The 14,184-nt window shown below is 66.4% G+C and carries 10 protein-coding genes; 6 read left to right on the top strand and 4 right to left on the bottom strand.

Going from position 1 to position 14,184, the window contains the following annotated elements:
• The first annotated feature begins 754 nt into the window (after positions 1–754).
• Positions 755–2,167 carry a CCA tRNA nucleotidyltransferase gene (locus tag AB0J29_RS36200; RefSeq protein ID WP_364795630.1) on the top strand — a complete coding sequence of 471 codons (1,413 nt, stop codon included), beginning with the start codon at positions 755–757 and terminating at the stop codon, positions 2,165–2,167.
• A 20-nt stretch (positions 2,168–2,187) separates the two neighbouring features.
• Here AB0J29_RS36200 and AB0J29_RS36195 read toward each other — a convergent pair whose 3' ends face one another.
• A complete protein-coding gene (locus AB0J29_RS36195; protein ID WP_364795626.1) occupies positions 2,188–3,003 on the bottom strand; it encodes a hypothetical protein in 816 nt (271 codons plus the stop codon).
• A gap of 162 nt (positions 3,004–3,165) precedes the next feature.
• Between AB0J29_RS36195 and AB0J29_RS36190 the strand changes: the two genes are divergently transcribed.
• The 4 genes from AB0J29_RS36190 (at position 3,166) to AB0J29_RS36175 (ending at position 6,468) form a co-directional block, all read left to right on the top strand.
• The gene (locus AB0J29_RS36190) at positions 3,166–3,564 is read left to right on the top strand and encodes a TOBE domain-containing protein (protein ID WP_364795624.1); all 399 of its coding nucleotides are present in this window, start codon (positions 3,166–3,168) and stop codon (positions 3,562–3,564) included.
• Positions 3,565–3,584: 20 nt separating this feature from the next.
• Positions 3,585–4,322, top strand: a complete 738-nt coding sequence (gene modA, locus AB0J29_RS36185) for a molybdate ABC transporter substrate-binding protein (protein WP_364795628.1) — start codon at positions 3,585–3,587, stop codon at positions 4,320–4,322.
• 13 nt (positions 4,323–4,335) lie between these two features.
• Entirely contained in the window at positions 4,336–5,193 is an 858-nt protein-coding gene (locus AB0J29_RS36180; protein ID WP_364795621.1) for an ABC transporter permease, read from the top strand.
• Positions 5,194–5,304: 111 nt separating this feature from the next.
• Positions 5,305–6,468, top strand: a complete 1,164-nt coding sequence (locus tag AB0J29_RS36175; protein WP_364795619.1) for an ATP-binding cassette domain-containing protein — start codon at positions 5,305–5,307, stop codon at positions 6,466–6,468.
• Between the two features lie 290 nt (positions 6,469–6,758).
• On the opposite strand, the gene AB0J29_RS36170 is transcribed toward AB0J29_RS36175, so the two are convergent.
• Together AB0J29_RS36170 and AB0J29_RS36165 are read right to left on the bottom strand one after the other, a co-directional pair.
• A complete protein-coding gene (locus AB0J29_RS36170; RefSeq protein WP_364795618.1) occupies positions 6,759–10,421 on the bottom strand; it encodes a hydantoinase B/oxoprolinase family protein in 3,663 nt (1,220 codons plus the stop codon).
• Positions 10,422–10,506: 85 nt separating this feature from the next.
• Positions 10,507–12,126 carry a DUF4185 domain-containing protein gene (locus AB0J29_RS36165; RefSeq protein ID WP_364795616.1) on the bottom strand — a complete coding sequence of 540 codons (1,620 nt, stop codon included), beginning with the start codon at positions 12,124–12,126 and terminating at the stop codon, positions 10,507–10,509.
• Between the two features lie 77 nt (positions 12,127–12,203).
• Between AB0J29_RS36165 and AB0J29_RS36160 the strand changes: the two genes are divergently transcribed.
• Entirely contained in the window at positions 12,204–12,731 is a 528-nt protein-coding gene (locus tag AB0J29_RS36160; protein WP_364795614.1) for a pullulanase, read from the top strand.
• Here the strand turns inward: AB0J29_RS36160 and AB0J29_RS36155 are convergent.
• Entirely contained in the window at positions 12,721–14,073 is a 1,353-nt protein-coding gene (locus AB0J29_RS36155; protein ID WP_364795612.1) for an MFS transporter, read from the bottom strand. The two genes, AB0J29_RS36160 and AB0J29_RS36155, sit on opposite strands and share 11 nt — an antisense overlap.
• Positions 14,074–14,184: the final 111 nt, after the last annotated feature.

The raw sequence follows: 14,184 nt of genomic DNA, 5'->3' as shown, positions 1-14,184 counted from the left end.
CGTCGAGACTCGCGACTTCGTCGCATGCGCTTCGACGACTCGGACGCGAGACGGGCCGCGAACGGGTCGCTCGTAAGACTCGCTCCGTGGTGGTTGCTGGTGGCGGGTCGTTCGGCACCTGGTGCGCGCGGGTCGAGACTCGCGACTTCGTCGCATGCGCTTCGACGGCTCGGACGCGAGACGGGCCGCGAACTCCTCGCTCGTACGACAGAGAGTATGTGTGGGAGCCCCGTGGTAGTCGTCCTGACTCTTCGTAAGACTGACCTCGGTGTCTTGGGCGAGATGTGTCGGTCGGTCTGCCGCGGGGCTCTCGTGCACGCACCGGACGCGGCGTTGGTGACTTCATAGGAGTCTGTTGCAGCAGACCTGTCTCTGTCTTGTCCGCCCTGCCCACTTCGCTACGAGCACACCGACGGCGATGCTCTCCATTACCCACGAACACGACCTGGTGATCGGCGAACACGACCCGGTGATCGAGGTCGCCGGTGGGGTCGACACCCACCTAGACACCCTCACCGCGGCGGTGATCGACCTGATCGGCCGCGTACTCGGCACAGCGGTGTTCCCCGCCGACGTGCTGTCGGCTCGGCCTGTGCTAATGCCTTCCATATATGGGGAGGTGCGCAGGACGTCCGGGTGGGTAGATGCGCAGGCTGTTCGGCTGCGCTGGAATATCGGTTGTGCGGGCTCGGTAAGCTGCTACTTCGTGGTTTCGCCCAAGTCCGAGGATGCAGCGTTGGATCGACGTACCCGATTGCTGGCCGCGGCCGCGGTCACGCTGGGACGGTTGTCCGATGTGTTGACGCCGTTGGGCGAATTGTTCGCTGTGCGGGGGTTTGCGCTGTACCTGGTCGGGGGCAGTGTGCGGGATGCGGTGCTCGGGCGGTTGGGGACGGATCTGGATTTCACCACCGATGCCAGGCCGGAGCAGGTGCAGGAGTTGTTGCGGGGGTGGGCCGATCATCTGTGGGATACCGGTGGGTTGGCATTCGGCACGGTGAGTGCGTCGAAGGCCGATCAGCAGTTGGAGATCACCACCTTCCGCAGCGATACCTATGATCGGGTGTCGCGCAATCCCGAGGTCACCTTCGGTGATTCGCTCGAGGGTGATCTGGTGCGGCGTGATTTCACGGTCAATGCGATGGCGGTCAAGATCGGGGCCGATGGGTCGCTGGAGTTCGTCGATCCGCTCGGCGGGATGGATGCGCTGCTCGCCGGAATGCTGGATACGCCGGCGGCGCCGGAGGATTCGTTCAGCGACGATCCGTTGCGGATGCTGCGGGCGGCGCGTTTCGTCGCGCAGCTCGGCTTCGAACTACAGCCGCGGGTGCGAGCGGCGATCGTCGCGATGGCGAGTGAGATCGAGCGGATCACCGCGGAGCGGGTGCGTACCGAACTGGATAAGCTCATCGCCTCCGCGCATCCGATCGACGGCGTCAATGTCATGTGCGAGACGGGTCTGGCCCAGTTGGTGCTGCCCGAGGTGCCCGCGATGAAGCTGGAGATCGACGAGCACCACCAACACAAGGATGTCTACTGGCATTCGCTGACCGTGTTGCAGCAGGCCATCGACCTGGAAGAGGGCGATCCCGATCTGGTGCTGCGCTGGGCCGCACTGCTGCACGACATCGGCAAGCCCGATACCAAGCGCAATGAACCGGGCGGCGGGGTCAGCTTCCATCACCATGAGGTGGTCGGCGCGAAAATGGTGCGCAAGCGGATGCGCGCGCTCAAGTACCCCAAGCAGTTCACCGAGGACGTATCCCGACTGGTGTTCCTGCACTTGCGTTTTCACGGCTACGGCAAGGGCCAGTGGACCGATTCGGCGGTGCGGCGCTACGTTACCGATGCCGGTGACCTGCTGCCGCGGCTGCACAAACTGGTCCGCGCCGACTGCACCACCCGCAATAAGCGTCGCGCCGCCGCACTGCGGGCCACCTATGACGAGCTGGAGACGCGGATCGCCGGACTGTTGGCGCAGGAGGATCTGGATCGGGTACGTCCGGACCTGGACGGTAACGCGATCATGGAACTGCTCGGCATTCCGGCGGGTCCGGAGGTCGGCAAGGCCTGGCGATTCCTGAAGGAGTTGCGCCTGGATCGCGGACCGCTCACCAGGGATGAGGCCGAGGCCGCGCTGCTGGAATGGTGGAAAGCCCAGGTCTGACCGGGGAGTTCGTCGGCCGATCAGAAGATGACCAGCGTGGTGCCCGCCACCATGGCCGAGCGGATCTGGGCCAAATCGAACGATCCGGTGATACCCACCAGCTCTACTCGGAACCGGACCAGATCACCCTCGCGGGTGGCGTGCACAATGTGCGCGTCGTACGGCAGCCGATCCAGCAGGATCGGCGGCGCGGTCACCAGCGTGCGCGGGATCCGGATGCCCAGCCAGTTCGCCCGGTGGATATCGACAGTGAGCAGGTTGTCGCGCACCTGCGCCTCCAGCAGCGCGCTGATCGGGTGTTTTCGATGCTTCGCGCGGATCAATCCGCTCGCGTCCACGCCGAGTTTCCAATCCCGCTGCTGGGTATCGAGCCAGCCGAGGAGCGCCTCGGTGGCGACCGTCCCGGTCAGGTCCAGCTGCTGCGCCCGCGCCTTCGTCGGCACACCGGGCACCAGCCGGACGCCGTGCGCGATCACGGTGACCTGCTCGATCGCGTAATCGTCCCAGCGCAGCCGGGACAGCACGGTCTTGGTCTGGAAATGCGCGCCGCGCCTACGCACCTTCAGCACCCGCAGGGTCGCGTGCAGATCGTGGCCGAGCAGGGTCGCGCTGACCTCCTGGCCGCCGAATCGGCTGAAAATGCCCTCGCTGAGCACGGTCATCAGCACGTCCGGCATGAGTGCGGTCACAGTGCCCGCGCCGAAGTCGGCCAATGGGTCCACCCAGGCAGTGGTGTAGGCGAGCCACTGGTCGAGCAGTGATTGATCGAAGAGGCGTTTACCCATGTCGACGGCCCGCATCGGTGACCATGACATCGGATCGAAGTACGTGGCCATGATTGCTCCGAGCGTACTTGGCGTCGGTGAACACGACCATGGTCGCGAAGTGGGCAATTGTGTGTATCCACGGAATGACGTGCCTCGGTTGGTACCGATTTCATCCGTAGATACGGATAGAATTGCTTGGTTTGTCCGTATTTGCGGAACTATGCTGACCGGGTGGCGACTCTCCGGATACGTGATGCGGCCGAACTGCTGGGGGTCAGCGATGACACCGTGCGCCGCTGGATCGATTCCGGCATGCTGGCGGCGGATAAGGATGCCTCCGGTCGTCTGGTGATCGAGGGCAGGGAGCTCGCGGCCCTGGCCGTCGAGCAGGCTCGGACTCCCCGGACTCGCCACGAAAGTGCCAGTTCGGCACGCAATCGGTTTCCTGGATTGGTCACCCGTGTGGTGGCCGATACGGTCATGGCTCAGGTGGAGATGCAATGCGGACCGTTCACAGTGGTGTCGTTGATGAGCAGCGAGGCGGTGCGCGAACTCGGTTTGGAGCCGGGCAGCGTCGCCATGGCGAGTGTGAAGGCGACCACGGTCGTGGTCGAAACGGCCGCCGACTGAGACTTGCCGCACTTGCCTCGATTTCGGCGGTGCTGCTCGTGGCGGGTTGCGGATCCGATGAAAGCGATAGTGCGAGTACGGATTCCGGGACCGTGACGGTCTTCGCTGCCGCTTCGTTGAAGCAGGTGTTCACCAGGCTCGGCCAGCAGTTCGAGGCGGCGCATCCGGGCTCGAAAGTGGAATTCTCGTTCGCCGGCTCCTCGGATCTCGCCGCGCAGATCTCGCAGGGTGCGCCCGCCGATATCTTCGCCGCGGCCGATCCGGTGACCATGGCGAAGGCGGTCGACGCGGGCCGGATTACCGAGCCGACGGAGAACTTCGCCACCAATGTGCTGACCATTGTGACGGCACCCGGAAATCCGAAACACCTTGCCGGACTGGGGGATCTGGCGCAGCCGGGTTTGCAGCTCGTGGTCTGCGCGCCGCAGGTGCCGTGCGGGCGGGCCACCAAGAAGGTCACCGATTCCGCCGGGGTATCGCTCGCACCGGTGAGCGAGGAATCGTCGGTGACCGATGTGCTGGCGAAGGTCACTTCCGGGCAGGCCGATGCCGGTGTGGTGTACGTGACCGATGCGACGTCAGCGGGTGCGAAGGTGGCCACGGTGCCGATGTCGGAGGCGGCCGCGGCGATCAATACGTATCCGATCGCGGTACTCGCGGATTCGAAACATGCGCAGCTGGCGCATGATTTCGAGAGCCTGGTGACCGGGCCGAAGGGCCGGGAAGCGTTGGCGGGTGCGGGATTCGGCGCACCGTGATGCGGGACGATCGGTGACCACCGGATTGCCGCGCTGGCTGCTGCTGCCCGCCGCGGCCGGGTTCGCGCTGGTCGTGGTGCCTTTGTTCGCGTTGGCCTATGGCGTCGAATGGTCGCGCTTCTTCGATTCGGTGAGTACGAAGGCATCCCAGGACGCGCTGTGGTTGAGCCTGCGCACGGCGCTCGCGAGCACGGTGCTGTGTCTGGTGCTCGGGGTGCCGATGGCCGCGGTGCTGGCCAGGGGAACGTGGCGCGGGCTGCCGCTGTTGCGGGCAATGGTGTTGCTGCCCTTGGTGTTACCGCCGGTAGTCGGTGGCATCGCGCTGTTGTACACCTTCGGCAGGAAGGGGTTGATCGGCAAGCATCTGGAGGTGGCCGGAATCCACATCGCCTTCAGTACGACGGCCGTGGTGCTTGCCCAGACCTTTGTGGCATTGCCGTTTCTGGTGCTCACGCTGGAGGCGGCGATGCGGACCGCGGGCTCGCGCTACGAACAGATCGCCGCGACACTCGGTGCCGGTCCGACGACGGTCTATTGGCGAGTCACCCTTCCCCTGCTGCGCCCCGCGCTGATTTCCGGTGCGGTACTGGCCTTCGCCCGTGCCCTCGGCGAATTCGGTGCGACTATCACTTTCGCGGGCAGTCTGCAGGGGCGTACCCGCACCTTGCCATTGGAGATCTACCTCGAACGCGAGGCGGATCCGGCCGCGGCGGTGGCGCTTTCCTTCGTGCTTGTCGTCGTTGCCGTGTTGATCGTGCTCATCGCTTACCGCAGGTCAGGGGTGATGCCAGGGCCGGGGACGGTGCTGCGGAGCAGTTCGCGGAACAACCGCGCGTCACGGCCCGAGCTGGTTGCGGGGGCTGATCGGTGATGCGCGCCAGTCGATCTCACGGGTCGTTGCCGATGGTGCGAACACGGGGCTGGTGGGGGCGATGAGGTACCCGATCTCCGCGGTGTGCGGTCGTCGAGAGGCGGTCGACCGATGATGCGGTATCTGCGGCGCGCGAATGCACGGCGCGAGTCGCCGGTATCGACGGTGGCCGCGGGGTCCGGACTCGCGGTTTCGGCGCGACTGGCCGACCGCGATTTCGACGTGGAATTCGACATAGCCGATGGTGAGGTGCTCGCGGTCCTCGGACCGAACGGTGCGGGGAAGTCGACCTTGCTGGAGGTCGTGGCCGGACTGGTGCGACCGGAGGTGGGACGGGTGCGGCTCGCCACCCGGGTGCTGACCGATACCGCGAAAGATATTGCGGTGCCGCCACATCGGCGAGGCGTCGCGCTACTCGCACAGGAGGCAATGCTATTTCCGCATCTGACCGTCGCGCAGAATGTGGCATTCGGACCGCGCAGTGGTGGGTTGTCGGCACGGGCCGCGCGTGCGGTCGCGCTGGAGTGGCTGGCGGCCGTCGACGCGATGGAGTTGGCTGCGCGCAAGCCGGGTGAACTGTCGGGTGGGCAGGCACAGCGGGTTGCGTTGGCGCGGGCCTTGGCGGTCGATCCGCAGCTACTGCTGCTGGACGAACCGATGGCGGCGCTGGATGTGGCGGTGGCTCCTGCCATGCGGGCGCTATTGCGCCGGGCGCTTCGCGAACCGGGCGATCGTGCGCGGCGCGGTGCGGTGCTGGTCACCCACGACATCATCGACGCGTTGACCCTGGCCGATCGGCTGCTGGTGATCGAATCGGGTCGGGTGGTCGAATCCGGTCCGGTGGCAACGGTTCTGGCGCGGCCCCGCAGCGCCTTCGCGGCTCGCATCGCCGGGGTCAATCTGATTGTCGGTACGGCCGGTGCGGGCAGTGCCGAGCGCGAGGGCGTGGTGCTCGCCGAGGACGTGGCGGTACATGGTCGGGCCGAAGACGCCTGGCCGCCGGACGGGCGGGCCGCGGCGGTCTTCTCCCCCACCACGGTATCGGTGCATCGGGCAGTGCCGGAAGGCAGCGCGCGCAATACCTTCGGTGTCCAGATCGCGGAACTCACCGATCGTGGTGGGATCATTCGCGTGCAGGCGACGAATCGACCGGACGGCTCTGCCGGTCTGATCGCCGATGTCACCCCGGCGGCTGCCGCCGAGCTCGACCTGGCTCCCGGCCGTTCGGTGTATTTCGCGGTCAAGGCGGCGGAGGTTCAGGTCTACCCGTGCTGATCCGCCGGTTGCTGCCCGATGTGGCCCAGCCGCGTCGGCGCAGGACATAGTCTGAGCTGGCGTTACCGCGGGGAGCTGGGCTGGTGTACGGCTAGCTGTGCCGAGCGGCAGCCAACGCCTTCAGGCCATCCGCGCAGGACCGATAGTGTGCTGTCCACCCGAGTTCCGCCATGGGCCGCATCATCGCGGCCGGCACCGTCAATGGCATTGGCGTGCAGAAGATTTCGGCGACCAGCCGGACGTGTCCTGAGCGGGGCCTCGTCCATGATGTCGTAGGCGGCATCGGGCTTTCAGTTCCCATATCCGCCACCACCGGGCGTCTCGATGACCAACACGTCCCCGGGCTCCAGGTGCGCCGAATCCGCGCCGCGCAGGTGCTGCACGGTGCCATCGGCACGCTCGATCCGGTTACGGCCGAGTGCACCGGGCGTGCCGCCCGCCATGCCGTACGGCGGCACCCGACGGTGACTCGACAGCGTCGAGACCGCTACGGCTTCGGTGAACCGCAGCCGACGCACCGCACCGTCACCGCCGCGCCATCGACCGGTGCCCCCGCTGCCCGCGCGTACCGAAAACTCCTCGAGCAGCACCGGTAGCCGCCACTCCAGCACCTCCGGATCGGTGAGCCGGGAGTTGGTCATATGGGTCTGGACCACCGGCGCGCCGTCGAAGCCGTCGCCCGCGCCGGATCCGGATCCGATCGTCTCGTAGTACTGGCTGCGATCATTGCCGAAGGTGATGTTGTTCATCGTGCCCGAACCCTCGGCCTGCACCCCGAGAGCCGCGTACAGCGCGCCGGTAATCGCCTGGGAGGTCTCGACATTGCCCGCGACGACCGCGGCGGGCGGTTCGGGCGCGAGCATCGAACCGGGCGGCACGATGATCCGCAGTGGTCGCAGGCAGCCGTCGTTGAGCGGGATATCGTCGGCGACCAGGGTGCGGAAGACATAGAGAACTGCCGCGTTCGCAACGGCATACGGCGCGTTGAAGTTACCGTCGAGCTGCGCCGAGGTGCCGCTGAAATCGATGGTGGCGCTGCGGTTTTCCCGATCCACGGTGACCCGAACGCGAATGGTCGCACCCAGATCGGTCACATAGGCGTATTCGCCGTCGTCGAGCGCATCGATGACGCGCCGCACGGACTCCTCGGCATTGTCCTGCACATGCCGCATATACGCCTCGACGACATCGAGTCCGAAGTGCTCGATCATCTTCCGTACTTCTTCGACGCCCTTGGCATTGGCGGCGATCTGGGCACGCAGATCGGCGAGGTTGGTGGCCGGATTGCGGGACGGGTACGGCGCCTCGGTCAGCAACCGCAGCGTTTCGTTCTCCCGGAACCGGCCGTCCTCGACGAGCAGCCAGTTATCGAAGATGACGCCCTCCTCCTCGATGCGACGGCTGTTCGCCGGCATCGAACCCGGCGCGATACCGCCGATCTCGGCGTGATGACCGCGCGTGGCGACATAGAAGAGGATTTCGGTGCCCGCGGTGTCGAAGACCGGCGTGATCACCGTGACATCGGGCAAATGGGTGCCGCCGTGGTAGGGATCGTTGACCGCATAGGTGTCGCCGGGGCGCATGCCATCGGCCTGCCTGCGCCGGATGACCTCCTTGACGCTGGTGCCCATCGAGCCGAGATGAACCGGAATATGCGGGGCATTGGCGACGAGATTGCCGTCGGGATCGAAGAGCGCGCACGAGAAGTCCAGGCGCTCTTTGATATTGACCGACTGTGCGGTCGACTCCAGACGCGCGCCCATCTGTTCGGCGATGGACATGAACAGATTGTTGAAAACCTCCAGCAGTACCGGATCCGCCTCGACGGCGGGAGCGACGGGCCTGGAGGAGGTAGCTTGCGTAACCATGGCGGGCCCCGCGGAGACCCCCATCGACACAGCGCCCGCCTGCGGTCCGACCCTGGCCTCGACCCGTTCCATGATCAGATGGCCGAGGTCGTTCACCACGGCCTGCCAGCCGTTGTCGACGACTGTGGTCGAGTTGGCCTCGGTAATGATCGCCGGCCCGCGCACCGCCCGGCCCGGCACCAATTCCGCACGCCGATAAAGGAATACCTCGCGCCGAGCGCCACCGGTATGCAGTCGCACCGCTTCCGGTTCGCCGGCGGTCGCGGGCGGCCCGGCCAGGTCGGCGAGATCGGGTGGTTCGGTCAGTCCGGTCGCCTCGACCGAAAGCGCCTCGATCACAATCGGGCGGTCCAGGACAAAGGAGTAGGTGCTGCGGTGGCGTTCGACAAAATCCGCTGCCATCCGTGCCGGCGCGGCGAGTTCGATGGTGAGCGTCGTGTCGGTGCCGTCGTAGCGCAGCTGGGCGCGCCGCGCGATACGCACCCGATGCGCCGGCACGTCCTCACCGAGTAGTTCGGCGCGCGCGATGGCCTCCAGATCATCGGCGATCTCGATGACACGGTCCATCGACTCATCGCGCAGCGGCAACTCCACCGAACGTTCGCGCATGGCGGTGGTATCGGCGAGACCGATTCCGAGGGCCGAGAGCACACCGGCCATGGGCGGTACCACCACGGTACGAATGCCTAGGGAATCGGCCACCTTACAGGCGAGTTGGCCGCCCGCGCCGCCGAAGGTGGTCAGCGCGTACCGGGTCACATCGTGGCCCTTCTGCACCGAGATCCGCTTGATGGCAGCCGCGATATTGGCGACCGCGATGTCGAGATAGCCCTCGGCGACCTGCTCCGGGGTGCGATCGTCGCCGGTGCTCTTCGTGATTTCGGCAGCGAGTTCCGCGAATCGCTCGCGCACCAGCGCATCATCGAGCGGCGCATCGCCGTCCGGTCCGAAAACCCGCGGAAAATGCGCGGATTGGATGCGGCCGAGCATCACATTGGCATCGGTGACGGTCAGCGGCCCGCCGCCGCGATAACAGGCCGGTCCGGGTGCCGCGCCCGCGGAATCGGGTCCGACGCGGTAGCGGCTGCCGTCGAAGTGCAGGATCGAACCACCGCCCGCCGCGACGGTATGGATATCGAGCATCGGCGCGCGCAACCGGACACCGGCGATCTGCGTGATGAACACCCGCTCGTATTCACCCGCGAAATGCGATACGTCCGTGGACGTTCCACCCATATCGAAACCGATGACCCGGTGGAATCCGGCGAGTTCGGACATCCGCACCATGCCGACGATGCCGCCCGCCGGACCGGACAGGATGGCGTCCTTGCCGCGGAACTGTCCGGCCTCGGTGAGGCCGCCATTGGACTGCATGAACATCAGCCGCACACCGGTGAGTTGGTCGGCGACCTGTTGGACGTAGCGGCGCAGCACCGGCGAGAGATAGGCGTCAACCACCGTGGTATCCCCGCGCGGCACCAGTTTCATCAGCGGGCTCACCTCGCTGGACAGCGAGATCTGCGGAAATCCGATCGCGGCGGCGACCCGGCCGATCGCCTGTTCGTGCTCCGGATACAGATGCGAATGCATGCAGACGACGGCGATGGCACGAATACCGCTGTCGTACAGCGGCTTCAGTTCCGCGGCGAGGGTGTCGAGATCCGGTGGTTTCAGCACCGTGCCGTCCGCCATGACGCGCTCGTCCACCTCGATCACGTGCTCGTGCAACAACTCCGGCAGCACGATTTCCCGCGCGAAGATCCGCGGCCGATTCTGATAGGCGATGCGCAGTGCGTCACGGAAGCCACGGGTGATGACCAGCACCGTGCGTTCGCCCTTGCGCTCGAGCAGCGCGTTGGTCGCGACCGTCGTACCCATCCGGACCGCATCGATCGCGGCGGCGCCGCCCGCGTCGGCGAGGATTTCGCGAATGCCCGCCACCGCGGAGTCGGCGTAGCGCGCCGGATTCTCCGAGAGCAGCTTGTGTGTGACGAGGGTGCCATCGGGGCGTCGGGCCACCACATCGGTGAAGGTGCCGCCCCGATCGATCCAGAACTGCCAGCCCGGTCCGGGCGCGCCGGTCACCGGAGCCGCCTGTGCGGGATGCGTATGCGCTGGTCGATCACATGCGCACCATACCGAATCACCGTCGGCGCGGATCCGGGCCCGATCAGTGCGGCGGATCGAGTTTCGCGTGCATGAGATACACGTTGTAGCTATCCCACGCCGAGATGGTGAAGTACAGATCCTCGCTGGTCGACCATGGGTGGATGAAGCCGCCGTAGGCCTTCGGATAGTCGTCGGTCGAGACCAGCGCGACGCTATCGGTCCAGGTGCCCTGCGGGCTCGCCGCGGTCCGCATCACGATCGCACCGCGCGCCGAATCCAGGTAAACCATCTGCCACTGTTCGGTGCCGGAGTCGAAGCGCACCGACAACTCGCTGGCCATACCGAGAACCAACGGTGTGGCCTGGTTTTCGGCCGCGGGTGCCCAGGTGCCGCCGACCCAGTACTGATAGGCGGACTTGTTCAGCACCTCGGTCTTCGGCACTCTGGCCAGACCGATTACGCCGACCCGGCCGTTGGGCGTGCCGAACATATAGACGTAATCGCCCTGCGGCACCATGGCCGCCACCTGGAACCGGCCGAGTCCGAAGAAGTTGTCCCACCTGGCGTGCTGATCCTTGACCCAGGTGCGGCCGTTGTCGTCGGAGTAGGCGAGCCCGCCGTAATTGGTCGACCACAGACCGGGGATGCGGCCCCAGTGGTTCACCGACATATAGCTCATGAACTGGCGCTGTCCGATCGCGAACCCGGAGGTCGGGATGGTGGTCGTCTCCCAGTTCTTGATCTTGCGACTGGGCAGCAGTTCGGTCGCGTGACAACGGCTGTCCTGCACCATGGTGTCGATGGTGAGGCCGTCGGCGAGGTCGCGGTCGGTGCTGTAGCCGAGCACATTGCTGCGCCAGTCGGGTCCGCCAACGTCGCCACTGGTCCAACCATCGCCGAAGGTGTCGCCGAAGGCCACGGCGACCTCACCCGGTTTGGTCTCCCACATGATGCCGAGATCGGTGCCGTCGACCTGCCAGCGCATATCGGTGCGGTTCGCCGAACCGTGCCCGGTCACCTGACCGACCAGGTCCACCGACTCCACCAGCGGTGCGGCAATGGCGGCGGTCAGCGGTCCGGGTTCGGCCGGGTGCACGACCGGCGGCGGCGCGGGTTGCGGTTCGGGTCCGTCGCCGCCGGGCACCGGGATCGGAATGGGTTCGATCTCCGGACGGATCTCTATGCGCGGCAGGCGGATCGCGGCGGAACCCGAACTCGATCCGGATCCGGAACCGGAGTGCGACCCGGTGTCGGGCGCGCCCTTCGGTGCCGGATCGGTGGCGGGATCCGGAGGTTTCGGCGTGTCCCGGATATCCGGGCACGGATTGCGGCATGGGTCGGTCGGCAGCGGCTCCGGATCGATCCGGGTGTTGTCCGGCGGCGGATCAGGGACCGGAACCGGCGTGATCTCGGGAACCAGCACCGGAATATCGATCTGCGGTGGCAGCTGGGGCAGCGGCGGAGGCGGCGGTGCGTTCGGGTCCGGCTCCCGGTTCACCGGGTCGAATCCGATCTCGCCACAACTGTTCACCGGCGGCGGCGCCCACGGATGCTGTGCGGCCTGCGCGACGGGAGTCGGTACGGTCAGTGCACCGGCCAGCAGGACACCGAGGATTGCGGGCGCACAGGGATATTTGGCCGCCGACGCGAACACACGCGTACCGCTCGGCCGAAATCCCATCCCTGGTTGACTCCCTGTCGATTCGGGTCGATGGGAGATCAACTTACCCGACCGAATCGCGCTGAGGGTGGAACCGGATGGTACGCAGTCGCGTCCAAACGAATATGAACGAGATCGAATACGTATTCGGGACCGGTGACGGCATGGTTCACGTCTGGACCAGTCCGGCGGATCTGGATCTATCCGGGTCCGGCATGAACGACACGGTGGCACTCGACTTCGACGGCGATGGCCTGGTCGATGACGTGCTGTGGGATTCGCACGGCACCGGCATTGCCGATGTGGCCGGGCTGGATCTCGACGATGACGGTGTGCCCGACCATTTCTTCACCGATCCGACCGGCAACGGCACCTGGAATCACCAGATCACCGGCAGCCCGGACGATGCGGGCAGCGAACAGTTGGTCTGGATCGAGCGCACCGAGCCGGAGCCGGACCATCTCGCCGCGAACGAATTCGGCGCGGCCTTGTCGGGTAACGATGAGCCGACACCGGATTCGCGCTGGTCGGAGCAGGCCCCGATCGAACAGGTCGCCGCGCTGCGGGATCACCGCACCTGGTCGGGCGATGAATCCGGCTACCCGACAACGCCGTTCAGCGAGTGACCGGCGCGCGTCGATTGTTCACGGCAATGGCCGCTACTCCCGCGCAATAGATTCCGGCGCCGACCAGCACTACCGCGATCGACCGCCCATCTGCCGGGATAACCAATGCGGTGAGCGCGATCGCCAGGACGAACGCGATATTGAATACGGTGTCCTGCAATGCGAATACCTGACCGCGCCTGGTGTCATCGATATCGATCTGCATGGACGCGTCGCCGGTCAGTTTGATGGTCTGCCCGGCGAGCCCGAACAGGAATGCCGCGACCAGCAGCAATTGATGCGCCCGATGCGCCGCGGTCCCCGCCGTCACGATCGCGGTCGGCGTGACCAGCGCCAACTGCACCACGGTCGCGGTCAACAGCCCGAGCACCACCGTGCGCGACCGGCCGAGCCGCGGAATCAACACCGGAGCTACGACCGCCGCCACCAACATCCCCGCCGCGGTACAGCCGATAGTGAGCCCGAACCGGGTCAGCCCGGTATTCGCACCACCGCCGTCGACGGGCGCCTGTCGCAGCACCAGCACCATGATCAGCGTATTGGCGCCGAATACGATCCGATGTGTGCCGATGCCGATCATCGCCGTGGTGACCTGAACCGCTCCCCAGACCGCGGCCGCACCGTGACGCAGACCGGTCGCGATCGCGCGCACCGTACTCTCGCGCGCCGCGGTCCCCGGCTCCGGACCGAGCACCCCGGCCCCGAATCCCGCCGCGAATACCGCACCACAAACCGACCACACGGCACTGATAGCCACCGCGACTGCCGACGCGAAATTACCCGCGCCGATCCATCCGATGATCGCGACCGCGGCGGCGGCACCGACACCGGCACATCCGGACGCCACCGTGGCGAGCACCGAATTCGCGGGCACCAGCCAGTGCTGATCGAGCACCCTCGGCAGCGCCGCGGACACGCCAGCGAGCACGAACCTGCTCACCCCGACAACGGCGAGCGCGAGCAACAACAACGGTGTCGCGCTACTGACTGCCAACAGCCCGACGCCCACCGCACCGATCAGCACCGCCCGCACCACATTGGCCACCAGCAGCACCGCCCGCCGATCCCAGCGGTCCAGCAGCGCACCGGCATACGGCCCGATCAGCGAATACGGCAGCAGCAAGACCGCGAACGCGGCCGCGATGGCTAGCGGATCGGTCTCCCGTTCCGGGTTGAACAAAATCGCACCCGACAGCGCCGCCTGAAACATGCCGTCACCGAACTGACCGGTAAAGCGGATCAGCGCCAAACGCAATACGCCGGGACTCTCGCGCAGCGCCGTCGGTAGCGAAACCGGCCGTTCATCCGCGGGAGTGGAGCCTTCGGGGCGACCAGTAGACACGCCCAGAGGCTACTGGGTTTTTGGCCGCGCGGGCGCGGCGTGTTCGCGGCCCCCTTCAGTCTCGCGTCCGAGCCGTCGAGACTCGCGCCTGCGGCGCATGCGCTTCGACGA

The sequence above is a fragment of the Nocardia sp. NPDC049707 genome (assembly GCF_040674855.1).
Taxonomy (GTDB): Bacteria; Actinomycetota; Actinomycetes; order Mycobacteriales; family Mycobacteriaceae; genus Nocardia.
Note: the sequence above shows the minus strand (reverse complement) of the source record. Positions and strands in the feature narration are given on the sequence as shown.

Excerpts from the sequence above, each read along its gene's own strand:
- AB0J29_RS36175 (WP_364795619.1), top strand. The coding sequence starts at position 5,305 with ATGATGCGGTATCTGCGGCGCGCGAATGCACGGCGCGAGTCGCCGGTA.
- AB0J29_RS36195 (WP_364795626.1), bottom strand. The coding sequence starts at position 3,003 with ATGGCCACGTACTTCGATCCGATGTCATGGTCACCGATGCGGGCCGTC.
- AB0J29_RS36160 (WP_364795614.1), top strand. The coding sequence starts at position 12,204 with ATGGTACGCAGTCGCGTCCAAACGAATATGAACGAGATCGAATACGTA.
- AB0J29_RS36165 (WP_364795616.1), bottom strand. The coding sequence starts at position 12,126 with ATGGGATTTCGGCCGAGCGGTACGCGTGTGTTCGCGTCGGCGGCCAAA.